The organism is Paenibacillus sp. PAMC 26794 (genome assembly GCF_000316035.1).
In the GTDB taxonomy this organism is placed as follows: Bacteria; Bacillota; Bacilli; order Paenibacillales; family Paenibacillaceae; genus Paenibacillus.
Genome location: NZ_ANHX01000009.1, coordinates 56,069 through 78,220, shown reverse-complemented (window position 1 = coordinate 78,220; position 22,152 = coordinate 56,069). Strand labels below are relative to the sequence as shown.

Below are 22,152 nucleotides of genomic sequence, written 5' to 3'. Positions count from 1 at the left end.
TTGAAAATGCAGCGGGCAGGCTTATACCTGTCCTCTGCACTTCCTTGTCATTCTATATTTACTTTACAGTTAGATTACTGAGAATTCAATACGATTCGATGTGTATCGCGTGCAATTACCAATTCTTCGTTTGTTGGCACAACGAGAACTTCCACTTTGGAATTCGCTGTTGTGATCCGGCGCGGTTCGCCAGAACGAATGGCATTCAGCGCTTCATCCAGTTCAACACCCAGATAAGTGAGCTGCTCACATACTTTTTGGCGAAGAACAACGGAATTCTCACCTACACCAGCCGTAAAGACGATCACGTCTACACCGTTCATTGCAGCTGCATATGAGCCGATGTATTTACGCAGACGGTATTCGTACATTTCAAAAGCAAGCGTGGAGTTGGCATCGCCATTCTCCATACCTTCCGTAATCTCACGCATGTCACTGCTGATTCCGGAGATTGCAAGCAATCCACTGTGTTTGTTCAACATGGAGTTCACTTCGCTTACGCTCAGTTCTTCCTTGTTCATCACATAAGGTACGATAGCTGGGTCAAGGTCACCAGAACGCGTTCCCATCATCAGTCCTTCAAGCGGAGTCATACCCATAGAAGTATCCACGGATACGCCACCTTTAACTGCTGTTACACTGCCGCCGTTACCCACGTGACAAGTGATGATTTTCATATCTTCCACTGGACGATCCAAATACTCAGCAGCAGCCTTGCTTACGAAATCATGGGAAGTACCATGTGCGCCGTAGCGACGTACTTTATATTTTTTGTAAAGCACACGCGGAATGGCATACAGGTAAGCTTTTTCAGGCATCGTTTGATGGAAAGCTGTATCGAAGACCATAACCTGAGGCACACCTGGCATATTTAATTCAGCCGCACGAATACCCATCATTGCTGCCGGGTTATGAAGTGGAGCCAAGTCGAACAAACGACGAATTTCAGCTTTGGCAGCATCATCTACCAATGCAGATTCTTTAAATGCTTCACCACCGTGAACAACACGATGTCCAACCGCTTGAATTTCACTTACAGAATCCAGTACACCATTTTCTTTGTGAGTCAAAATATCAATGACTTTACGGATCGCTGTTGTGTGTTCCAAAATTTCACTAACTTCTGTAACATCCTCACGGCCTGTCGGTTTGTGTGTCAGAATGGAGGAATCCATTCCGATCCGTTCTACCAAACCTTTAGCCAGTACAGATTCGTCAGTCATATTATACAGTTGATATTTGAGCGAGGAACTCCCCGCATTAATTACGAGTACTTTCACAGTCGGTCACCATCCTTGTCGTACTTGAAGAATCCTTCGCCTGTTTTGGCACCCAGGTGTCCTGCACGCACCATTTTCTTCAGGACTGTAGAAGGACGATATTTCAATTCTCCGAATTCACGGAACATTCTTTCGAGTGCAGCTTCAACAGAATCCAATCCGAAACGGTCAGCCATTTCGAGTGGTCCATGTTGGAAGTTGTATCCGATACGCATTGCATCATCGATATCTTCAGCAGATGCAACACCTTCTTGCAACACATGCAACGCTTCGTTAATCAGCAGGCAGATCAAGCGGGAAGTTACGAATCCAGGTGATTCATAGATCATGACTCCTTTTTTGTCCGCTACTTCTTCAACAAAACGTCTAGTCTCTTCGAATGTTGTATCTGAAGTTTTCAGTCCACGAATAATCTCTACAAGATCAACCCGGGATACCGGGTGAATAAAGTGCATACCAATAACACGCTCCGGGTATTTGGTCGAGCTTGCAAGCTCGGTCAAACTCAGCGTGGATGTATTACTTGCCAGAATGACATTGCTTGGGCAAACTTGGTCCAGTTGGCTGAATACTGCTTTTTTCGCATCCAGATCCTCTGAAATTGTCTCAATGACCATGTCGCAAGTTCCAAGTTCAGCTAAATGAGCTACCTTGGTAATACGGGAAAGAATCAATTTCTTCTCCGCTTTTGTAATCGCCCATTTCTCCAGTTGTTTATCCAGATTGGTTTCGATCATGTCATATGCATGATCCAGCTTTTGTGTTGTGTGCTCCACGAGAAGCACATCAAGTCCTTTGGCTGCGAGCATCTGAGAAATACCTTGTCCCATCGTACCGCCGCCGACAACTCCTATTTTTTTGAAAAACATGGTTCTGCTCCATCCTTTCGGTTCTCTATTTCTCTATTGTACCCTGTTCGCCGAAAATTACAAATTTCGACCCAACATATAATAATATCTTAGCACGAGTGAAATGTAAAAAAAAATAACCAGCATAAATAAATTATGCTGGTAGAAGGGCACTGTCACGAAATTGACAACGAAATTGTTCGCCAGACAAAACTTCCTCACGAATCAAGATGTCGAGTGAATTGTCGAAAATTGTCCGTTGTTCTTCAAGCAACACTTTCGTCTGTTCCATCAGTTCTTGCAGAATTAATTTATTCTCTCGCATCAGTTCCTCGGTTGTTACCATATCTATGTTCACAATGCCAAGTGAAGTCAACCCCGAAGCCATCATCGTCTGCACAACATTGGTTGCCTGATCGAAGTCATTGCGTGAACCTGTGGAACGACCACCGTAGTACATCTCCTCCGCAGCTGCTCCTCCGAGTGCAATCATGATCTGCTCTTCCAGAAAGCGCTTCGTATAGAGGAACTGTTCCTGTTGCGGGTTATGACGTACATATCCCAGCGCCTGACCACGCGGACTAAGTGCCACCTGACTAACACTGCCTGGACGAACGAGTTCTGCCATAATGGCATGTCCCAATTCATGAATGGCGACCCTTTTCTTCTCTTCCACACTGGACTCACGGTCTGTCTTCTCACCCATCATGACCTTATCAATAGCCAGGGACAGATGCCGCTGTTCAATGTTTAACAGCCCGTCTCTCATGGCGTATATTGCTGCTTCGTTCATCACGCTTTCGAGCTGTGCACCGGAGAAACCATATGATTCTTCCGCTATTTTCTCCAGATTAACTTCCTTCATCAGAGGTTTGTTCACCGCATGCAGTTCCAGAATATGCTTTCTGCCCTTTTTGTCAGGCAAGTCCACTTGAATGTGGCGGTCAAAACGTCCTGGTCGCGTCAGGGCACTATCCAGCATCTCTTTGCGGTTTGTTGCAGCGATAACAAGGATTCTTGGCGTATCAGAAGAATAGATTCCATCCATTTCCGTCAGGAGCTGATTCAGGGTTTGATCATATTCACGCTGTTGACCGCCCTCACGTTTTCCCCCGATGACATCGATTTCATCGATAAAGATAATAGCGTTTTCCTTATTTTCCTTGGTGGCACGGGTTCTCGCGTCCTTGAACAAATCCCGAATTCTGCTGGCACCCACACCAACATACATTTCAACGAACTCACTACCGGATGCTGCTACAAAAATAGAATCGGTGTAATGGGCAGCAGCCTTGGCCATCAACGTTTTCCCTGTCCCTGGAGGGCCCGTCAGCAAAATCCCTTTTAACGGGCGAATCCCAAACTTCCGGATTTCTTCATGTTTGATGAGAAAGTCAAGCGCTTCACGCAATTCCTGCTTAGCACTGTCCTGTCCGCCAATTTCTTCAAAAGTAAGCTTGGAAGGTCCTTTTTTCTTCCGTTTACGTTCCTGTGCAGCGCCTACTGTAATCCCGCCACGCATTTGCATCATGAACAGCAAAGCTCCGACAAACACCGCTGCAATCAGAATTGGAACAATATTAACACCAGTAAAAGCAAGGAAAATAATCAATACGGGAAAAAATCCGATGGCAACTTCTTTTGTCCACTTAGGCATTAGGCCACACTCCTATCTGACCGGGCACACGCGGCAGAATAATAAACTTGCTGGCATCTCCGTCTCTGAGACTGACATATACATTGTTGTCATCCATCGCTGTATTTACCTTAATTCCATTCGTCGCCATCTTTGACAACGTTGGTGTAATCTCGGTATATTGCTTGTTCTCCATCGCCTGAGCTACGGTAAACATCGCATCCCCCCACCAACTCTCCAGTGCTTCACTGGAATGATCCACAACATCCAACTTTAGTGATCGTGTTCCAATCAGGGTCTGTCCTTCTTTGTGAATATATTGTACCAGTCTGCCCAAATCAACATCAGGTTGCAGATCCAGTTTCAATTGTACGTCATTGCGGTTAATAGTTAATTGAACGTCATTGACTCCATCGTACTGGGTAACCATTTTTTCAATCGGATTTTGCACGGCCACCTGACGATATACAAACCAACCTCCAAACAACACAACGGCTGAAATGACGGCAGTTAAAGCAATAGGCAATACTTTTAGCTTCAAGTGAATTACCCCTCCCAGATTTTGGCCCGACCTACTGGCTTATTGGTATATACGAATATGTGCACATTGACTCCTGCGATAATTTCGACAGGTTTATTTGTTTTTAAATGTAACTTTGAGTACATATCTGAGTATATCACATCGTATATACAATTTCGAAGGCGAAAATATGAATAAATTATTAATTTTAACTATTTAAATCAAAAATGTTTACAGACAACACAAAGAACCGGTTCAGTCGGATATCCGTCTGCCGGTTCTTTCATTTCTTTAATTCTCTAGTTATGTCACTCTATTTGTTCTAACTGTTTGGAAGTGTGTAGACCAGGTCCACCTGTTCTCCGTTGCTAAAACGGTAAAAGCGATAGTGGTTATGCGTACCGTCTTTATAATATACTTGCCACACATATATTCCATTCACAACTCCGGGCATGATTCGTTTAATCTCACCGGCAGGAACTTCAGAACTGAAGCGATTGCGTATCTGTGCTTCGGACATGCCATTCTGCAGCAGCTCACTGTGTACAGCGTTTGCACCCGTAGCAGGTTGATTGTTTGCGTCGAACTTAACCCAGACCATAACATCCTGGTTATCCTTATTTTTGCCGATCAGGGTCCAGTAGATGTTGTCAGAGCCTTCTTTGTCTCCCCAGATGTACTTACGCAATTCATCATAAGATGTAATGCCCAGTTGCTCCTGTGCTGCTTGTATGGCGAGCGCTTCTTCCTTGCGTTGGTCCTGTGTGACATAGACGTAATAACGCTGAAGTCCAAACAGAATCAGAACCAGTGCAAGCAGCGAAATCCATATCCACTTCTTTTTTTTCTTCAAAAGCCGAACTTCCTTTCCCTATGATGCTCTATCTTGCAATTAACGAGCAAGCAGACCATCAAATGCCAATTGAGACTCACGCAAAATGCGCTCTTCATCCAGCGTCAGACATTCGCGATTTTTAACCACTTGTTTTCCATCCACCCATACGTGCTCTACATCTTTCGCAGAAGCCGAGTAGATCGTATGTGAGATCAGGTCTGTGTGTGGATAGAAATGTGCCTGTTCAATGTCCAAGGCGATAAAATCAGCCTTCATGCCGACCTGGAGTGCTCCGGTATTGTTCAAGAAGATGGATTTGGCGCCATATGACGTTCCGAGTAGTAACGCTTCGCCTGCTGGCACTGCCGTCGGGTCACCAGATACACCTTTGTGGATCAATGCAGCCAGTCTCATTTCCTCAAACATATCCAGGTTGTTGTTGCTTGCCGGTCCGTCTGTTCCGAGCGACACGGTAACTCCTGCTTTCAGCAACGCAGGTACCCGCGCAACACCGGAAGCGAGTTTCAGGTTACTTCCCGGGTTATGGGATACAGCCACATCATGACGGGCCAGAATCTCAATCTCTTCGTCATTCAGATGTACCGCATGTGCAACCAGGGATGGACGGGAGAAAAAGCCCAGTTTCTCCAGATGTGCCACAGGCCGCAGTCCATAATCAGCCACGTTCTGCTCCACTTCACGAAGCGTTTCCGACATATGTGTATGAAGGGGAAGGTTCAGGTCGTTGGCGACCTGCACAAGCTTCTCTATGTAGTCAGGAGGGCATGTATATGGTGCATGTGGCGAGATTACGGTTGTAATGCGACCATCTGCCTGTCCATTCCACTCACGCGCAAACGCAGCCGACTCCTCCAGCTTCCGCAATTGCTCTTCTTCCGAGCACAGCCCGATTACACCACGTGCCAGTGCTGCTCTAACGCCGGATTGCTCCACAACTTTGGCAACTTGATCCATGTGATCATACATGTCCAGGAACGCTGTAGTTCCGCCTTTCAACATTTCAAGCACCGATAGCGAAGTTCCCCAATATACGTCTTCTGAAGTCATTTTCGCTTCCATCGGCCACATTTTTTCCTGCAACCATACTTGCAATGCAAGATCGTCTCCGTGCCCTCTGAGTAACGACATCGCAGCATGACCATGCGTATTGATCAGACCCGGCAGGAAGAACAGTCCTTTTCCATCCACTTTGGTACAATTTTCGTCTCCATCCGGCAATGTCTCACCAATATGCACAATCTTGTCATTCTCGACAACCATGTATCCTTGGACCACGTTCCATGTTGCGCCTTCATTAACGGCAAATTTGCCGTTGTGAATTACCCATCTATTTGTTGTCATCTTCCTCGTCGTCCTTTCCAGTCTCCAAATAATAGGCCAAACTAAGCAGATCCGTTGTAAAGTCAGCATGGTGAATGCGGATATGCGGCGGTGTTTTTAGAATGGTTGGTGCAAAATTAAGGATCGCTTCGATTCCGGATTCAATAAGCTGATCCGCTACATTTTGGGCTTCCGTATCCGGAACCGTGATAATTCCGATGCGGATGTTTTCCGTTTTAACCGCTCCCGTCAATTCATCCATTGGTTTTACCGTCAAACTGTTGATTTGACTGCCAATCTTCGGTCCATATGCATCAAATACAGCTACAATCTTCATGTTGTCTTTCAGATATGCGTTGTAGTTGGACAAGGCCTGTCCGAGGTTACCCGCGCCTACCAGAGCTACATTAATTTGCTGATCGATTTTGAGAATGTGACGAATTTTTTCGATCAAATAGGATACATCATACCCGATCCCTTTACGACCAAAATCACCAAAGTATGCCAGGTCTTTACGAATTTGGGCCGGATTCAGATCCAGCCTCTGTCCAAGCTCCTGAGAAGAAACAGTAGCCACCTCACGCTGATGCAACTCGTTCAAATAACGCAAGTATACAGGCAGACGTCGTACCACCGCTTCCGAAATTTTATCCGATTTCATTCTTGCTCCCCCTTACCAAGGCCACGATAAAATAATAGATGAAAAAATGAGCATTCTGTATAAACTCAAAGATAAACGTGACATTTTATACAGAATGCTCCTTGTAATTTAGGTTATAAGTTCTTACGTGCAACTGCTTTTATCGGATATGGAAATATCTAATAAAGTTTAACGCCAAACGATAGTGTCATGCAATGATATAACGAACAAAACAACCATTATTTTTGTTCATTAGCAGGTTTTTCCAACCACTCGGTAATTCGTGGAACCATCTGCTCCGTGAGCATATGCTCCATTTTGGGACCAGGTAATGAATATAAAAAGAATTTACCATAATACGCTTCAATCACCCGTGTATCATAAACAATGACAATTCCTCTGTCCTTTGCTGTACGCACCAATCGGCCAAATCCTTGCTTGAAACGAATGACCGCTTGTGGCACGGACAGTTTCATGAACGGATTTTTCTTTTGTTCCTGAAGCAACTCACTCTTGGCTTCTACCAACGGATGATTCGGTGGCTGGAAAGGCAGTCGCACAATAGCGAGACAGGTTAGCGCCTCTCCCGGGATATCTACACCCTCCCAGAAGCTGCTTGTGCCCAGAAGTACCGTTGCTTTGGCATCTTGGAACCTTCGAGTCAATTTGGAACGACTTCCACTGTCAACGCCTTGCCCAAGCAACGAGATGTCGTTACCAGACAGTGCCTCCTTCAGTGGATCATAGACCTGTCGCAGCATCTTGTATGAAGTAAACAGAACCATCATGCGTCCACGCGTGGCAATTGCCGTCTCTGCGAGTGATTGCACCAGCATATTAACAAAGTGTGCATCACCCACACTTCCCTTCACACTCGGGAAATCACGCGGAATCACCAGAAGTGCCTGATCGCGATAGTTGAAAGGTGATGGCAGCATTGATGTTAACAACCTATTATTCTCAGAGGCTTCCTGTAAGCCAAGCTGCTCAATCATGAACTGGAATGACTTATCTACCGAAAGCGTCGCCGATGTAAGCACAACACTTTTCTTTTTGTCAAAAAACAAATCCTTAAGTTGTGCACTGACATCTACAGGTACGGCATACAGCTGGAGAGATTTGCTGCGGAACTGGCCGCTGGCTTCCATCCAGTACACCGTTTTGGCATCATCCATTCGCATGAAGAAACGTAGATTCTCCTTCAATGTGGTCAGATCTTTCAGCAGTCCTGTAATGTCAGTGATCAGACTATCCGATTGATAATCATCCTGATCTTCTTTCACCTCAAGCAGCAATTTGTCCCCTTTGCGAACTAAATCGCCCAGAGTCACATAGATCTGGTTCTCCAGATCCTGCAACTCCTGCCATTTTGCAGGTTTCTGAGATGCTTTCAGACGCAGTGAAAATTGCCCCGTCTCTCCGGGTGAAGCATCACTTCGTTCAGGCAACAGACCGAACAAGGCATCGCTCATACGATCCCACAGCTCCTTAACTTCAAGAGCGAGCGGAAACATCTGATCCACCATGGAGCCCCATTGCACCGAATTTTCATGCCCGGATAACTGCGAACGAAGCATAGGCAGCTGACCATTACGACTGTCTTTAAACAGGCGGGTCAGTGTGTGAACCAAGGTGAAATATTTCATATGCATTCCAAGATGTTTACCAGCGACATCCTCCAGATGATGTGCCTCATCGATCACAAGACTCTCATAGGCTGGCAGCAGCTGATGCGCGGCTTTTACATCCGTAAATAATTTGGAGTGATTGGTGATTACGATATCAGACAACCCGGCCTCATGTTTGGCACGATGGTAGAAACATTTACGGAACCATGGACAGGATCTTCCCAAACATGACTCGGATTCGCTCTGTACCGTCTCCCAGAAGTCCCCTCCGCGTCCGCTAAGGTTAAGTTCCTCATCATCTCCGGTTTCGGTCTGCGTAAGCCAGACGATCATCTGAGCGGCTGTGAAATAATCCTCTTTTGGTGTGGCGAATTCACGTTTATTGATTTTGTGTTCAAATTTGCGCAGGCACAGGTAATGTCCACGTCCTTTGAATACAGCAGCCTTAAACGGGAATGGAACCACTTGAGTCAGCATCGGAATGTCCCGCTCTCTCAATTGCTCCTGCAGGTTGATCGTATGCGTGCTGACCATAACTTTCTGTTCTTGCTTCACACTTTCGTAAATAGCAGGCAACAGATAACCCAGAGATTTACCAGTGCCTGTTCCTGCTTCAATCAAGAGATGTTTCTCTTCATCCAGGGCTTGCCTTACACTGCTGAACATCTGAGTCTGCGCTTCACGCTCTTCGTAATGATCCAGCGTATCCTTCAGGTTCTCCCGAACCTGGTCCATAAACTGTTCGAAGCTTACACCATCGAGGGGGTTAGCCTCCCGCTCATCGCGTGGTGCACCTATATCGGTCCAATCACTTACATTAAGAGCAAGCTGACGATAATAGGTATGTCCGTCCAGATCCTGAATCGGCTCTGCTTCCTTCTCACCGCGCATTCCGTCCAAAAACCAACCCAAGTCACTGTCTTCTGGTGCAAACAGGTCACTGAGGCGCTGAATCGTTATGAGCGGTAATTCCTTTAACTCGTCCAGACACTTGAGCAGCACATAGGCTGTCGCCAGTGCATCACTGTCTGCCTGGTGAGGGCGATCATGTTGAAATCCAAATTCAGAAGACACATAACCGAGTTGATAAGAACCTAATGATGGGAATGTAATCTTCAGAAAATCAATCGTGTCCAGAATGCGGCCAGTGAACGGCAAATAACCGCAACGGTCAAGAGCATTCTGCAAAAAGTGAAAATCAAAAGCGACGTTGTGTCCAACAAGCACCACATCATTAAGCAGCGGAACCATCTCCATCATCATCTCTTCGAGTGAAGGAGCGTCCGCCACATCTTCATCGGTAATACCCGTCAACCCCGAAATAAACGGGGGAATCGGTACACCAGGGTTCACATAAGAACTATATATTTGAGTTATGCTGTAGTCATGATCTATGATGGCAAGTCCGGCCTGTATAATCTCACCGTCGGACTGCGTGCCGGTTGTTTCGAAATCCAATACGGCAAATTTCATTGCAATGTACGGTCCCTTCCATTCCAGTCTATGTTACAGCATAGCAAAAAAAAGGGGATTTGAAAATTAACTGACAAAAAAGCGGTGTCCCCGCCGCTATGCCAAAGGAGGGAACACCGTTTTTTTGTCGCCGAATTCCCGCTTAATGAAGGGTCGTCAGCTGATTAGCATATTGCAATTTTCCCCTGTTCAACCTGCAAGCTTCCATGTTGTACAGTGGTTCGGTCAATGTCGGGTCATACTGAAGGGCCTGTGCAAAGAGTGAACATGCAGCTTCGGGATTCGCAAGCTTTGCTTGAATACAGCCCAGGGCGTTACACACAAGCCCTTTTAAGCGAGGTGAACCCTGAAGGTACATGATCTGCTGCAAATGTGTCCCGGCTTCCGCCATTTGTTCCAGATTCAGATACGCGAGCGCCAGGTAAAAACGAGTCAATGCACTCTCCGGATGGTCGGTCACAACCCGGGAGAACTGCATGATCGCCTGCGGATACATCTGTAACTTGAAATATCCCTGACCTCGACTGAAACATTCCAGATGGAGTTCAGGCAGAGCGGTAACAGCTTCCTGTTCCGGTTCAAGGGAAGCAGGCTTATCCATCTCCCGCTCCCTCACCTGGCTCATCTTTTCTTCAAACATCAGCCATTCATCCAGCATTCCGTCACTCATCCGCTTAAGCAAGTTCCACTTTTGCAGCAATTCTTGTTTGTTCAGGCCTTCAGCGGAAGGATAGCTCTTGATAATTTCATCTAACATGTCGTTCATTTCTGCGAAAACATGCTGGAACATCGATGCATCCCCACCCTTGAAAAAATGGATTAGTGCAGTGACCTGTACTCATTTTTTGCTTCAAGGGCCGATTTCATTCTCCTTACCAGTCGATTACATAATTGTGGCGTGGACTTCCTGTTTCATCGTTTGTACAGGTTTATTCTGTCCATCTACAAATACAACGGTTGGTTTGTGAGTATTTGCCTCTTCTTGCGACATCATGGCGTAAGAAATGATAATGACGTTATCTCCAGGCTGTACCAGACGTGCAGCTGCGCCGTTAAGACATATGACCCCACTTCCGCGTGGTCCTGGAATCACATAAGTTTCCAGACGTGCACCATTGTTGTTGTTCACAATTTGCACTTTTTCGTTTTCCATCAAGTCCGATGTTTCCATCAAGTCTTCATCTATGGTAATGCTACCCACATAGTTCAAGTTGGCTTCCGTTACCGTGGCCCGGTGAATTTTGGATTTCATCAGTGTTCTAAACATGGGACAGTACCTCCGATTTTTGCAACCTTATATTGTCAATCAATCTTGTTTTTCCGAATTTTACCGCAAGTGCGATGAGCAGATCGTCACGTCCTTGAACTTCCTCCTGATCTGCGAGCGGCTCCAGACTTGGAAAAGCCTGAATCTCGGCGTAGTCGATAACGGCAAGCGGTGAGGTTGCAATCTGCTCGCGCAGAATACGACGGATATCTGCTGCGTTTATAGCTACACCTGAATCTGCGACTTGCTGAGCTGCGCGCAGTGCCTTCGACAGAACCAACGCCTGTATACGCTGTTCTGTGCTAAGATAGACATTACGTGAACTGAGGGCAAGGCCATCCTCTTCGCGAACAATTGGACAGGGTACAATTTCTACAGGCATATTCAAATCATTCACCATCTGTTGAATGACCGCAACCTGCTGAGCGTCTTTCATACCAAAAAATGCACACTGTGGCTGTACGATGTTGAAGAGCTTGGAGACTACGGTCGTTACCCCGTCAAAATGCCCCGGACGGGAAGCGCCACATAAGCGCTCCGTCAGTTTTGAGACAGATACCGTCGTTTGCGTTGCCTGTGGATACATCTCTTCCACAGAGGGAATAAATACGATATCCACTCCTTGTAAGCGTGCTGTTTCCACATCTCTGGCTTCATCCCGCGGATAGCTGTCAAAATCTTCATTAGGGCCAAATTGAATCGGATTAACGAATATGCTTAATACCACGATATCGCTCTGTTGTCTGGCTGCCTGCATCAAGCTTGCATGACCTTGATGAAGATAACCCATTGTCGGTACCAGACCTACAACGGATGCACTGGACCTAATCGCTTGACGCTTCAAACTTAGTTCCTGTCTTAACTCTGCGATTGTCCGTAATACTTTCATGAGTTACTCCCCACCTTTTCCTTGCGTTGTCCGCCGTACAGTTGATCCAGAACACCATCCGCCGCATTGAATACATGCTCTTCGGCCGGGAACGAACGATCTTTCACTTCTTTCACGTAAGCTTCGATGCTCGTTCTGATTAATGTACCCACATCTCCATAGGTTTTGACAAATCGTTTGGGCGTATACGGAGAGGCGTATTGAACCACATCGTGGAATACCAGTACCTGACCATCACAGCCTCGTCCTGCTCCAATTCCGATGGTAGGGATGGACAGTTCCTCCGAGATCGCCCGTGCAACTTCTTCCGTAACCAGTTCAAGCACAATGCCAAACGCGCCTGCAGCTTCCAAGGCTTTGGCTTCGTCCATCAGACGTTTCGCATCTGCTGCATCCTTGCCCTGAATGCGGTAACCACCAATCTGATTAACCGATTGAGGTGTCAGTCCGATATGTCCAAGAACAGGCACGCCTGCTTGTACGACTGCTCTGACGGTGTCGGCTACTTCGACTCCGCCTTCCATTTTAACCGCATGGGCATGCCCTTCTTGCATCAGTCGACGTACACCCTTAAGCGTCTCATCCACGCTGCCATGATACGTCATAAAAGGCATGTCAGCCACAATAAACGTCTTCTCAGCCCCGCGTACTACGGAACGTGTGTGGTACACCATGTCGTCGATGGTCACCGGAAGCGTCGAGTTATAACCGAGCACTACATTGCCAAGTGAATCGCCAACGAGGATCAGATCGATGCCTGCTTCCTCTGCAAGAAGTGCTGTTGGATAATCGTAAGCCGTAATCATACTGAGCGGCACGCCATCCTGCTTGTATTTTTTCATTTTCACAATATTCATCGGTTGTTTGTTCGCCATTTTCTGTCATGGCTCCTTTCTTCTTTTCAAATAAACGCAACAAAAAAACCTTTTAGTTTTCCACTAAAAAGTCCCGAAAAGTCAAAAAAGAGTCACTTGCGATCGTCCCTTCTGTCTCGGTCCTCTTCGGCTCAGAGCAGAATCCAACAACTCACTTAAACGTATTTCATTCTTGCACTGCGGTCTGCTTGTATAAAACACATCAAAGCAGAACAAAGGCTACTGTTACGGGAGTGCAATTCGGTCTGCATTAGCCGATATCGCCTCACGAACACAGTATACCAAAGTTCTGCTCAAACTTCACGTCTTATGTTCATTTTACCAGTGAAAATTCGACAAATTGTTTATGATTTCCAGGAAATCTCACCAGAGATGATTAGTGTATGTTCTCCATCGTGCTTCTCCACGATAAGTGCTCCAGAAGGGTCAAGACCGATTGCCTTCCCTTCAATGACACCATGAGGATTCGTCACTGTAATCTCTCGATTCATCGATACGGACAGGGCCTCCCATAGAGCTGAGATCACGCCAAATCCTTCTTTTTGATACAAAAAATACAACTGTTCAAGCTCCGTCAAAATGGCAGCCGTTAGTTTGGTGCGATCAACGGATTGCCCCGTCTCCATCTTGAGCGAAGTAGCGATTGTGGTCAGATCTTCCGGATAATCCTCGGGATCAAAGTTCACGTCAACACCTATACCTGCAATGCAGTATCTGACTTCATGATCTTCCACGGTAGATTCAAGCAATATGCCACATACCTTGCGTCCATCAATCAACAGATCATTTGGCCATTTGATGCCTGCATCAGCTCCTGTACAAGCTCGAACGGCACGACATACAGCCACTCCTGTTAATAAAGTTAGCTGCGGCGTATGCTGAAGTGGTAGGGCAGGGCGCAACAGGACACTCATCCAGATTCCTTTACCCGGAGGAGAGAACCACTGTCGACCGAAACGTCCTCTTCCTCCTGTTTGTTCTTCCGAAATGACCACAGCGCCTTCTGCCTGCCCTTGCTCAGCTAGCTTGAGAACATCCCCTTGCGTAGACAGGGTCGAAGCCAACAAAACAGCCTTACGGCCAAATACGGTTGTATCCAGGGCCAATTGGAGGCCAGTAGCGTCAATGCTATCCGGCTTCGTTACCAGACGGTATCCTTTGCGGGATACCGCTTCAAACTCATAACCCATGTCTCGCAACTTGTTCACATGTTTCCACACAGCGGTCCGACTGATGGACAGATTACGGCTGATCTCTTCACCCGATACGAATCGTCCTTCTGCATTTAATAACATATGTAACAGATCTTCATGTTTGGTCATCTTGAACCACCCGCTTCACTTCTGCACTTAGTGCTTCATGCTGATTCGCTATCGTTCCAATCGCCGTTTCTCGTAACAAATGTTTCATTAGTTGCCCCAGCCAAGGCCCGCCTTTGCGCTGCACCATTTGTAACACTTGTTCCCCTGTAATATCCAACTCTTTCAAGTCATGCACAGGGATCGATTGACTCCATTCGCCTGCAAGCTCTTGAACCAAAACAACCTGTATTTCTGCCTGTTCGGACTGATTCCGCCATCCTGCTGGCAGTGTAGACTGTATTCGAAGCCAATCATCCGCCGCCTGAACGCCACAAGCCAGAACAGTAACGATCCAATCGGAACGGAGACTGACCGTATCCTTCGGCTCCTGCACGGAAGTATGAATCAACTGTTCCACCTGAAGGACCCCTGTTATACGAGAACGATGTTCATTGGAGAATGTCCACTGACGTAATAATACATCTGCTTCATCCTTGCTATAACCGCCAGCAATCAGGATGAGTGACCAACGAAGCAACACATGCTGACCTGACAATTGTTCCAAATTGGATAACAACATCTTGTTAAATCGGGTCGAGCTTACCGGCGCTTTGATATGCGCAAGGGAATCACTTCTGTATAACAGCTCCAACCCTCTTAAAGGATGCGGTCCAGACATCATTTTTACCATCTCGGTACGTACCCGTTCCATTGCTATATGTTGAAGCAGGTCTTTCTGCCTTACAAGACCCTTCCACGTGTTATGGGCAATTTTGAAATCAAATACGGAAGCAAACCGGACACAGCGGAGCATCCGCAGTGCATCTTCACCAAATCGTTCCATCGCAGAACCCACACATCTGACTCGCTCTTCCTTGATATCTGCCTGTCCACCGAACGGGTCAACGATTGTCCCAGTGACGTCCATAGCAAGAGCGTTCATCGTGAAGTCGCGCCGCTGTAAGTCTTCCTTGATATCCTGAACAAATTGAACCGCAGCAGGTCTGCGGTTATCCTGATATTCGGATTCTGTTCGAAATGTGGTAACTTCAAAGTAATAACCGCCTGAACGAACGGTAACCGTACCGTGTTGCAAACCTGTAGGAATACAATCATCAAACCGTTCCATGACTTGCTGAGGAGAAGCAGATGTCGTGATATCCATATCGTCTACAACTCGTTCCAGCAATTCGTCACGAACGCAACCACCCACCCAATATGCCTTGTAGCCATGTTTGTTTAATGTTGTGAGTACATTCTCACTTTGCATTGCCATTTCACGATCTACCTGTGTCCATTGAACCACCACATATCACCTCTTTTCTTGCCAGTTGTGGTATGCACAGTATGATTTCGTCAAAGAAATGATTAACCGCAAACCGGCTTCAGATTCGGAACTTCCCTTCCCAACACCCGGTAATATATCTGTTCATATTCATGCCGAATAGCATCATTGCAAAAGTCGTGATGCGCGCGCTGAAGACATGCTTCCCTGAACTCAGCCGCCAAACGTTCGTCCGTCAACAAACGGATGGTGTTCTCGGCCATGGATTGTGTATCCCCGATCGCGGATAAATAACCCGTCTTACCATGTAAGACCAGTTCCGGAATTCCTCCGGCCTGTGAACCGATTGTGGGTACGCCACAAGCCATTGCTTCGAGCGCCACAAGTCCGAAACTTTCCTTCTCCGATGGAAGCATCAACACGTCTGCCATGGAAATGACCTGAGCAATGTCATCCTGTTTGCCAAGGAAATGAACTTTATCATTCAACCCGAGATCATTAATTTTCCATTGCATCTTCGGCAAATCAGGTCCTTCACCAACAAATAACAGTTTGGCAGGAACCTGCTCCTGTACCTGACGGAAGACCTCTACCACATCCTGAGTTCTCTTCACCGGTCGGAAATTGGAGATGTGCATTAATATTTTTTCGTCGGGCGCAGCAAAGTCTCTTCGCAGACTGGCAGCATCCCGCGGATAATATATTCGTTTGTCAATAAAATTATAGGTTAGATCGATTGGGCGCTGAATATCCAGCAGTTCGACTGTTTCTCGAATCAAATCTTGTGATACGGCAGTAACCGCGTCACTTTCATTAATGGCTAGACGGATCAGATCCTTCAGAGATTCATCCTGAGCCAGAACCGTAATATCCGTTCCATGTAACGTGGTAACTACTTTAAGGCCATCCCCTACCATTTGTTTCGCAAGAAAGGCACATACTGCGTGTGGCACGGCATAGTGAACATGCAGTAGATCGAGCTGCTGTGACTTAGCCACCTGAGCCATCTTTGTTGCCAGTGACAGGTCATACGGAGGGTAACGAAAAACATAATAATCATTGACTTCAACTTCGTGATAAAAAATATTCTTCTGGAACGTACCCAGTCTGAACGGGATACTGTTGGCAATAAAATGAACCTGATGCCCCTGTTCGGCAAGTAATTTGCCCAGTTCCGTTGCGACAACGCCAGACCCGCCGAGGGACGGATAACAGGTGATGCCGATTTTTAGCTTTTTATCCATCCTGTGGACGCTCCTTTGATCTCCCGCTTCATGCAGGTTGATATAATGCAATGGAATAATGAAACCCTTCGTTTCATTAAACGTAAAATGTGAAATCGTTTATTGGGCACCTGAGCCAAATTGATGAACCACGTAAGGTGTAATTGTAGCAAAACCTTCTGCAAACGGGATGAGACTGCGTTGTCCGAGCAAGGAATCACGGGCTCTTACACGTTCAATATACCCTTGATTCAATGGCGTCGAGACCGCTCCGTCTCCCACTTCGAATTGGGAACGATAAGAGAGCAATGATGCTTCTTTTTGCTCATAGTGTTCCGTAATATCGACAATCAAATCCGTAGGCCCGATGTCATTAATAAAGTAAAAATAAAGTTCCTTCACCTGCACGGCAGGCATGTCCGGCATGTAGTTGCGAAGCTTGGCGTTAAATACAGCCTCCTGCACAAGCTTACTGCAATTGACATGATCCGGATGACGATCTTCCCAATACGGAGCAAACACCATCCGAGGGGCATGACGTCGTATCTCAGCCGTCACCGCCTGTACATGTTCAGGAGTAAGATATAAGCCACGATCAGGAAGCCCCAGATTCGTTCGACACGAAAGACCGAGGACGCGGGAGGCTTGCTCCGCTTCCTCGGTTCTGCTCTCTACTGTTCCGTTGGAAGACATCTCAGCACGAGTCAGATCACACACGCCTACTTTCAAGCCAGCAGCGGTATGTTTGGCAATCGTTCCACCCATACCAATCTCCGCGTCGTCTGCATGTGCTCCAAAGATGAGAATATCCAGACTCATTCGGAATCACCCGAATTCAATCCAGCCTCCGGCTTGTATTTATGTACCAGCTCTCTCCAGGCAAAATCACCACGATCCAGAGCTTTAACCAGAATCTCAGCGGTTGCGATATTGGTGGCAAGTGGAATTCCCTGCACATCACAAAGACGCAACAACGCATTAATATCCGGCTCGTGAGGTTGTGCCATCAGTGGATCACGCAGGAAAATAATCAGATCCATCTCATTTTGCGCAACCAAAGCTCCAATCTGCTGATCTCCGCCCAGTGGGCCTGATTCGAATCGATGAATCTTCAGCGACGTGCCTTCCATAATACGAAGGCCTGTTGTTCCTGTAGAATATAATTGATGGTCCGTAAAAACAGGCTCATATGCCGTCACGAAGTTAACCATCTCTTCTTTTTTACGATCATGGGCGATAAATGCTATTTTCAACATGACAATCTCCTTTAGTCGATAAAGTGGTCAAATCCGTAGATCATTCCTGTATATTCCATAACCTTTTGCACACCAATCTTAACACCAGGCATATAACCTGCGCGCTCGTAGGAGTCATGCCGAATTTTGAGTGACTGTCCATAGTCTCCGAAAACAACTTCCTGCTGCGCGAATACGCCAGGCAATCGTACACTGTGAATTCGGAAGCCGTTGTAATAACCGCCGCGAGATCCTTCAATGGTTTCTTCCTCATTTGGGTTACCCTGACGAAGTTCTTCACGATTGGCAGCAATCAGTTCGGCAGTTTTGATCGCTGTTCCGGAAGGAGCATCCAGCTTCTGATCCCCGTGATATTCGATAATCTCCACATTTGGCATATGTTTGGCAGCCTGTGCTGCGAATCGCATCATCAAAATGGCACCGATCGAGAAGTTAGGGGCAATAAGCCCTCCAATTCCTTTGTCCTGGCATTGCTTGTCCAACTGTTCAATCTGCTCCGGCGTAAAGCCGGTAACACCCATGACAGGTCTGACTCCATGACGGATCGCGATCTCGGTATGTGTAAAAGCATATTGAGGCACTGTAAAATCAACCATAACCTGAGGTTTTGTCTCGGCAAAAGCCATTTCGATATCATCAGTCACCAGCACCCCACACTCTGGCAAACCAACAAGGGTTCCTGCATCCGTTCCTGCTCCGGAGCGGTTGACAGCCGCTGCAAGCTCCAATTCCGGGTCCTGAAGTACCAATTTCACAACTTCACGGCCCATACGGCCAGCCGCTCCGATCACGGCAACTCTGATTACTTCACTCATATTGACTGCATCTCCTCGCTATGTTGGATCATATCGTAGAATCCATTTCAACTCGAAAGAAATCTTTGCAAAATGAATTCTTATTGAATGGATTTCATACGTTGCTTGATTTCCTGTAACATCTGATGCAGTTGCCCATTCTGTGGGTCCAGCAAAATTGCCTCACGCAGCGCCTGAATTGCATAGTCAAATTCATTCAAATCACTGTAAGCCAGCGCAAGCATAACATGAGCTTCCACTGAGAGCGGATCAAGTTTGACCGCTTCTTGCAGAAGCGTAGACGCTTCCACATAGCGCTCCTGTGTTGCAATACCCGCCTGCTCCAACAGCAACTTCGCTCTGGAGGTCAATTGTTTTGCTTCCAACGTCTGCAGATGTAAAATATACTCTTCTGTTCCTGGCGACAATTCAACCGACTTGCGCGCATATTCAAGCGCTGGAACCAGATGTTTGCTGCGGGCGTGTGTAATGGAACAGCGATAATATAACTCCGCATGTTTTGGATGAGCGTGAATGGCTGACTCGAACCAACGAATCGCCTGCTCAAAATCATTTTGCAATATACAGCGGTAAGCCTGCTGCATATATTCTTCCGGTTTCATCATTAAGCTGACCCTCCCCGATCGGGTGATGGTACAGCATATGTAATCTACGCCTAATCGGTGTTTTTGGGAGTCCACCGATTGGCATCGCGGGTGTTAAATTTATGCATGACTTTATCGTGCGCCTCAGCCAGATCAATTCCCAGTGAGTTCGCAAAACAAATCGTGATAAATAAAATATCTCCAAGCTCAAGTTCAATGGAATTGGCTGCTTCGGAAGATTTCTTCGGCTTCTCGCCGAATTCATGATTCACTTCCCTGGCGAGCTCCCCAACCTCTTCAGACATCCGGGCCAACATGGCCAGAGGACTGAAATACCCCTCCTTGAACTGGGAGATATACTGATCAACCTCACGCTGCATTTCTGCGATGCTTTTCTCCATGAGAACGGATTCTCCTTTTGAAATGATGTCGTATTTGTTCCTAATAATATCAGTTATTTAGATTCACTTCCACCATCATCAACGACAAATCATTTTTAAAGAATCAATAAACAGGTATACTAGATGGGAATGATTGCTTCTTCATTCTAATTTATCTACAGCGAGGGATCTTATGCGCACTGCCAAAGCCTGGATTCAATTTAAACTGGTTCTTCCCATCGTGCTGGGTACAGCCTTATATGCCTTTGGGCTTCTCTATTTCATTATCCCCAACCAGCTTATGGAAGGTGGCCTTACCGGGGTTACGGTGCTGATCAATTACGCTTTCGGCATCTCACCTTCACTTACAACCTTGATTCTTAATGTTCCCCTCTTTCTGATTGGGCTCAAAATTTTGGGCGGCAGACAGATGATCTATACGGGTATCGGAATCGGGGCATTGACCGTTTTTCTATGGTTGTTTGAGAAGTTGATTCATCTGGGCTGGATTGAACCATTACATACCGAGAATGACTTACTGTTAGCAGCACTATATGCAGGTGTCACTCTTGGAGCCGGTCTTGGCATCGTATTTCGTTGGGGTGGAACGACGGGAGGTTCAGACATCATCGCCCGTATTCTCAACCGCAAGTATGGATGGAGTATGGGCCGAGTATTACTGGGCATCGACTTCGTCATTATCGGGCTTTCTCTCATCTACATCCCCAAAGAAAAAATTCTGTATACGCTTGTAGCTGTATTCATCGCCTCCAAAGTCATCGACTTTATTCAGGAAGGTGCATATTCTGCCCGGGCATTTATGATCATTAGTGACCATGCACCCGAGATTGCGGACCAGATCACACGGGATATGGATCGTGGCGTCACCCTCATTCCAGCTATTGGCGCGTACTCTAAACAGGCCAAACACATGGCCTACTGCGTGATCTCCAGGCAAGAGTTCCGGCGACTGCAGACCATTGTACGTTCCATTGACCCGAGAGCTTTTGTCATCATCAGCGATGTTCACGATGTACATGGCGAAGGATTCAAAGAAAGTTGATGTAACTATACAGAAACTGCAAGAAGACCTCTTTCCACATGAAGAGCCGTTAGCGTGGCTGTTTATGCGAAAAGAGGTCTTTTTTAAATATACGAAGATCAGGTCCATAAGCGATTAGCGCCGAAAAGGAAAAACATCTTGCTGCTGCGCACGATATTTACGGTATCCGGCATAACTAAGCGTTGCCACAATGACCGAACTGATGAGCAACCCGGCTGCCCTGCGATCCGGACCCTGTACAAATGGTACAAAGGCACTCTCGTCCTTCTCGCGACCAAATAACTGGTTCACCAGTTCCTCCCCATGGCCCACCATGCTCTTTAATTGAGCCAGATCAGGTTGCTTGGCAGCGGTAAGCCCTTTGGTATGAGATAACCAAGCGTCCATCTGAGCAATCTCATACGGTTCTCGGCGAATCAATGCGGCAGCACGAATTGTCTCATAATGCTCCTCCAGAACGGTGTAGCGGTTTGCCAGTACGGCCGCAGTTTGCCCTTGATTTGTAGCAGCGGATAAAGCGTCCAGATCGTTTTTCACGATTTTATAATACTGAAGCCATAAAGGCTTGGTTGGATTCGCGAGACTATCTGCTGCAAGTCTGAGTTTGGCAGAGGACTGCTGAAGAGAAGCATCGTCATTTTTCACCTTCACAACGGCTTGTTTCACTTCAACTATGGTTTCGGACAAGGCGTGAATGCCCTCGACTGTTGTTTGTCCCTCAAAGGAGATATGCTCCAGACTTTTACTGATACGCAGAATGCTTCCTCGTACTTCTTCAATATTGTTCGCAAGCGCTTGACGATACAATATGGCTGCTTCCTCATTCAGTTGTGCAATTGAATTACTTGTGGACACTTGATGATCTGAATTCGAATTCAATGCTTCACTTTGCGCGGATACACGATATGCTAAGTTCGTCCAAAGCAGCAGAGCCATGAACGATACCACCAATAAGCCAGTTTTGATCCCAAACGTTCTCCTCATGGACATCCCTCCCACCACCAATGTATGGC

The 22,152-nt window shown here is 46.6% G+C and carries 22 protein-coding genes; 1 reads left to right on the top strand and 21 read right to left on the bottom strand.

Annotation, left to right across the window (positions count from 1 at the left end):
- Window positions 1–74 precede the first annotated feature (74 nt).
- The 20 genes from D829_RS0105005 to D829_RS0104910 form a co-directional block, all read right to left on the bottom strand.
- On the bottom strand, window positions 75–1,280 hold the full coding sequence (locus D829_RS0105005; RefSeq protein WP_017687751.1) for an acetate kinase: 1,206 nt from the start codon (window positions 1,278–1,280) through the stop codon (window positions 75–77).
- Window positions 1,277–2,149: a 3-hydroxyacyl-CoA dehydrogenase NAD-binding domain-containing protein gene (locus tag D829_RS0105000; RefSeq protein ID WP_017687750.1), complete on the bottom strand. Its 873-nt coding sequence runs from the start codon at window positions 2,147–2,149 to the stop codon at window positions 1,277–1,279. The genes D829_RS0105005 and D829_RS0105000 overlap by 4 nt, the downstream gene beginning before the upstream one ends.
- A 133-nt stretch (window positions 2,150–2,282) precedes the next feature.
- On the bottom strand, window positions 2,283–3,785 hold the full coding sequence (locus D829_RS0104995; protein WP_017687749.1) for an AAA family ATPase: 1,503 nt from the start codon (window positions 3,783–3,785) through the stop codon (window positions 2,283–2,285).
- Window positions 3,778–4,305, bottom strand: coding sequence for a hypothetical protein (locus D829_RS0104990; protein ID WP_017687748.1), 528 nt, complete (start codon window positions 4,303–4,305; stop codon window positions 3,778–3,780). The genes D829_RS0104995 and D829_RS0104990 overlap by 8 nt, the downstream gene beginning before the upstream one ends.
- 301 nt (window positions 4,306–4,606) lie before the next feature.
- Entirely contained in the window at window positions 4,607–5,137 is a 531-nt protein-coding gene (locus D829_RS0104985) for a DUF5590 domain-containing protein (RefSeq protein WP_017687747.1), read from the bottom strand.
- 39 nt (window positions 5,138–5,176) lie between these two features.
- A complete protein-coding gene (locus D829_RS0104980; RefSeq protein ID WP_017687746.1) occupies window positions 5,177–6,481 on the bottom strand; it encodes an amidohydrolase in 1,305 nt (434 codons plus the stop codon).
- Complete coding sequence (locus D829_RS0104975; protein ID WP_017687745.1) at window positions 6,468–7,121, bottom strand: redox-sensing transcriptional repressor Rex; 654 nt, start codon at window positions 7,119–7,121, stop codon at window positions 6,468–6,470. The genes D829_RS0104980 and D829_RS0104975 overlap by 14 nt, the downstream gene beginning before the upstream one ends.
- 218 nt (window positions 7,122–7,339) lie before the next feature.
- A complete protein-coding gene (gene dinG, locus D829_RS0104970; protein ID WP_017687744.1) occupies window positions 7,340–10,201 on the bottom strand; it encodes an ATP-dependent DNA helicase DinG in 2,862 nt (953 codons plus the stop codon).
- A gap of 142 nt (window positions 10,202–10,343) precedes the next feature.
- Entirely contained in the window at window positions 10,344–10,991 is a 648-nt protein-coding gene (locus D829_RS0104965; protein ID WP_017687743.1) for a tetratricopeptide repeat protein, read from the bottom strand.
- A gap of 93 nt (window positions 10,992–11,084) precedes the next feature.
- The gene (panD, locus tag D829_RS0104960) at window positions 11,085–11,468 is read right to left on the bottom strand and encodes an aspartate 1-decarboxylase (protein ID WP_017687742.1); all 384 of its coding nucleotides are present in this window, start codon (window positions 11,466–11,468) and stop codon (window positions 11,085–11,087) included.
- Window positions 11,461–12,357 (bottom strand): pantoate--beta-alanine ligase, encoded by an 897-nt coding sequence (panC, locus tag D829_RS0104955; RefSeq protein ID WP_017687741.1) that lies wholly within the window; start codon window positions 12,355–12,357, stop codon window positions 11,461–11,463. The genes panD and panC overlap by 8 nt, the downstream gene beginning before the upstream one ends.
- A complete protein-coding gene (panB, locus tag D829_RS0104950) occupies window positions 12,354–13,232 on the bottom strand; it encodes a 3-methyl-2-oxobutanoate hydroxymethyltransferase (RefSeq protein WP_017687740.1) in 879 nt (292 codons plus the stop codon). Before panB ends, panC begins: the two co-directional genes overlap by 4 nt.
- A 344-nt stretch (window positions 13,233–13,576) precedes the next feature.
- Window positions 13,577–14,554: a biotin--[acetyl-CoA-carboxylase] ligase gene (locus D829_RS0104945; RefSeq protein ID WP_017687739.1), complete on the bottom strand. Its 978-nt coding sequence runs from the start codon at window positions 14,552–14,554 to the stop codon at window positions 13,577–13,579.
- Entirely contained in the window at window positions 14,541–15,839 is a 1,299-nt protein-coding gene (locus D829_RS0104940) for a CCA tRNA nucleotidyltransferase (protein WP_026081005.1), read from the bottom strand. The genes D829_RS0104945 and D829_RS0104940 overlap by 14 nt, the downstream gene beginning before the upstream one ends.
- A 62-nt stretch (window positions 15,840–15,901) precedes the next feature.
- Window positions 15,902–17,062 (bottom strand): N-acetyl-alpha-D-glucosaminyl L-malate synthase BshA, encoded by a 1,161-nt coding sequence (gene bshA, locus D829_RS0104935; protein ID WP_017687737.1) that lies wholly within the window; start codon window positions 17,060–17,062, stop codon window positions 15,902–15,904.
- A gap of 99 nt (window positions 17,063–17,161) precedes the next feature.
- Window positions 17,162–17,860, bottom strand: coding sequence for a bacillithiol biosynthesis deacetylase BshB1 (bshB1, locus tag D829_RS0104930; RefSeq protein ID WP_017687736.1), 699 nt, complete (start codon window positions 17,858–17,860; stop codon window positions 17,162–17,164).
- Entirely contained in the window at window positions 17,857–18,297 is a 441-nt protein-coding gene (mgsA, locus tag D829_RS0104925; protein WP_017687735.1) for a methylglyoxal synthase, read from the bottom strand. The genes bshB1 and mgsA overlap by 4 nt, the downstream gene beginning before the upstream one ends.
- 11 nt (window positions 18,298–18,308) lie before the next feature.
- Window positions 18,309–19,112, bottom strand: a complete 804-nt coding sequence (dapB, locus tag D829_RS0104920) for a 4-hydroxy-tetrahydrodipicolinate reductase (RefSeq protein ID WP_017687734.1) — start codon at window positions 19,110–19,112, stop codon at window positions 18,309–18,311.
- Between the two features lie 80 nt (window positions 19,113–19,192).
- Complete coding sequence (locus D829_RS0104915; protein ID WP_017687733.1) at window positions 19,193–19,717, bottom strand: tetratricopeptide repeat protein; 525 nt, start codon at window positions 19,715–19,717, stop codon at window positions 19,193–19,195.
- Between the two features lie 50 nt (window positions 19,718–19,767).
- Window positions 19,768–20,097, bottom strand: coding sequence for a nucleotide pyrophosphohydrolase (locus D829_RS0104910; protein WP_017687732.1), 330 nt, complete (start codon window positions 20,095–20,097; stop codon window positions 19,768–19,770).
- A gap of 172 nt (window positions 20,098–20,269) precedes the next feature.
- Between D829_RS0104910 and D829_RS0104905 the strand changes: the two genes are divergently transcribed.
- Window positions 20,270–21,139 (top strand): YitT family protein, encoded by an 870-nt coding sequence (locus D829_RS0104905; protein ID WP_017687731.1) that lies wholly within the window; start codon window positions 20,270–20,272, stop codon window positions 21,137–21,139.
- Between the two features lie 114 nt (window positions 21,140–21,253).
- Here the strand turns inward: D829_RS0104905 and D829_RS30415 are convergent, their stop codons facing one another.
- Window positions 21,254–22,123: a sporulation protein YpjB gene (locus D829_RS30415; RefSeq protein ID WP_017687730.1), complete on the bottom strand. Its 870-nt coding sequence runs from the start codon at window positions 22,121–22,123 to the stop codon at window positions 21,254–21,256.
- Window positions 22,124–22,152: the final 29 nt, after the last annotated feature.

Bases quoted from the DNA above. Each gene is read 5' to 3' on its own strand.
- bshA (WP_017687737.1), bottom strand. From the start codon at position 17,062: ATGGATAAAAAGCTAAAAATCGGCATCACCTGTTATCCGTCCCTCGGC.
- D829_RS0104915 (WP_017687733.1), bottom strand. From the start codon at position 19,717: ATGATGAAACCGGAAGAATATATGCAGCAGGCTTACCGCTGTATATTG.
- panD (WP_017687742.1), bottom strand. From the start codon at position 11,468: ATGTTTAGAACACTGATGAAATCCAAAATTCACCGGGCCACGGTAACG.
- D829_RS30415 (WP_017687730.1), bottom strand. From the start codon at position 22,123: ATGAGGAGAACGTTTGGGATCAAAACTGGCTTATTGGTGGTATCGTTC.
- D829_RS0104905 (WP_017687731.1), top strand. From the start codon at position 20,270: ATGCGCACTGCCAAAGCCTGGATTCAATTTAAACTGGTTCTTCCCATC.
- D829_RS0105000 (WP_017687750.1), bottom strand. From the start codon at position 2,149: ATGTTTTTCAAAAAAATAGGAGTTGTCGGCGGCGGTACGATGGGACAA.
- D829_RS0104995 (WP_017687749.1), bottom strand. From the start codon at position 3,785: ATGCCTAAGTGGACAAAAGAAGTTGCCATCGGATTTTTTCCCGTATTG.
- mgsA (WP_017687735.1), bottom strand. From the start codon at position 18,297: ATGTTGAAAATAGCATTTATCGCCCATGATCGTAAAAAAGAAGAGATG.
- D829_RS0104980 (WP_017687746.1), bottom strand. From the start codon at position 6,481: ATGACAACAAATAGATGGGTAATTCACAACGGCAAATTTGCCGTTAAT.
- bshB1 (WP_017687736.1), bottom strand. From the start codon at position 17,860: ATGAGTCTGGATATTCTCATCTTTGGAGCACATGCAGACGACGCGGAG.
- D829_RS0104910 (WP_017687732.1), bottom strand. From the start codon at position 20,097: ATGGAGAAAAGCATCGCAGAAATGCAGCGTGAGGTTGATCAGTATATC.
- D829_RS0104965 (WP_017687743.1), bottom strand. From the start codon at position 10,991: ATGTTCCAGCATGTTTTCGCAGAAATGAACGACATGTTAGATGAAATT.
- dinG (WP_017687744.1), bottom strand. From the start codon at position 10,201: ATGAAATTTGCCGTATTGGATTTCGAAACAACCGGCACGCAGTCCGAC.
- D829_RS0104975 (WP_017687745.1), bottom strand. From the start codon at position 7,121: ATGAAATCGGATAAAATTTCGGAAGCGGTGGTACGACGTCTGCCTGTA.
- panB (WP_017687740.1), bottom strand. From the start codon at position 13,232: ATGGCGAACAAACAACCGATGAATATTGTGAAAATGAAAAAATACAAG.
- panC (WP_017687741.1), bottom strand. From the start codon at position 12,357: ATGAAAGTATTACGGACAATCGCAGAGTTAAGACAGGAACTAAGTTTG.
- dapB (WP_017687734.1), bottom strand. From the start codon at position 19,112: ATGAGTGAAGTAATCAGAGTTGCCGTGATCGGAGCGGCTGGCCGTATG.
- D829_RS0104945 (WP_017687739.1), bottom strand. From the start codon at position 14,554: ATGACCAAACATGAAGATCTGTTACATATGTTATTAAATGCAGAAGGA.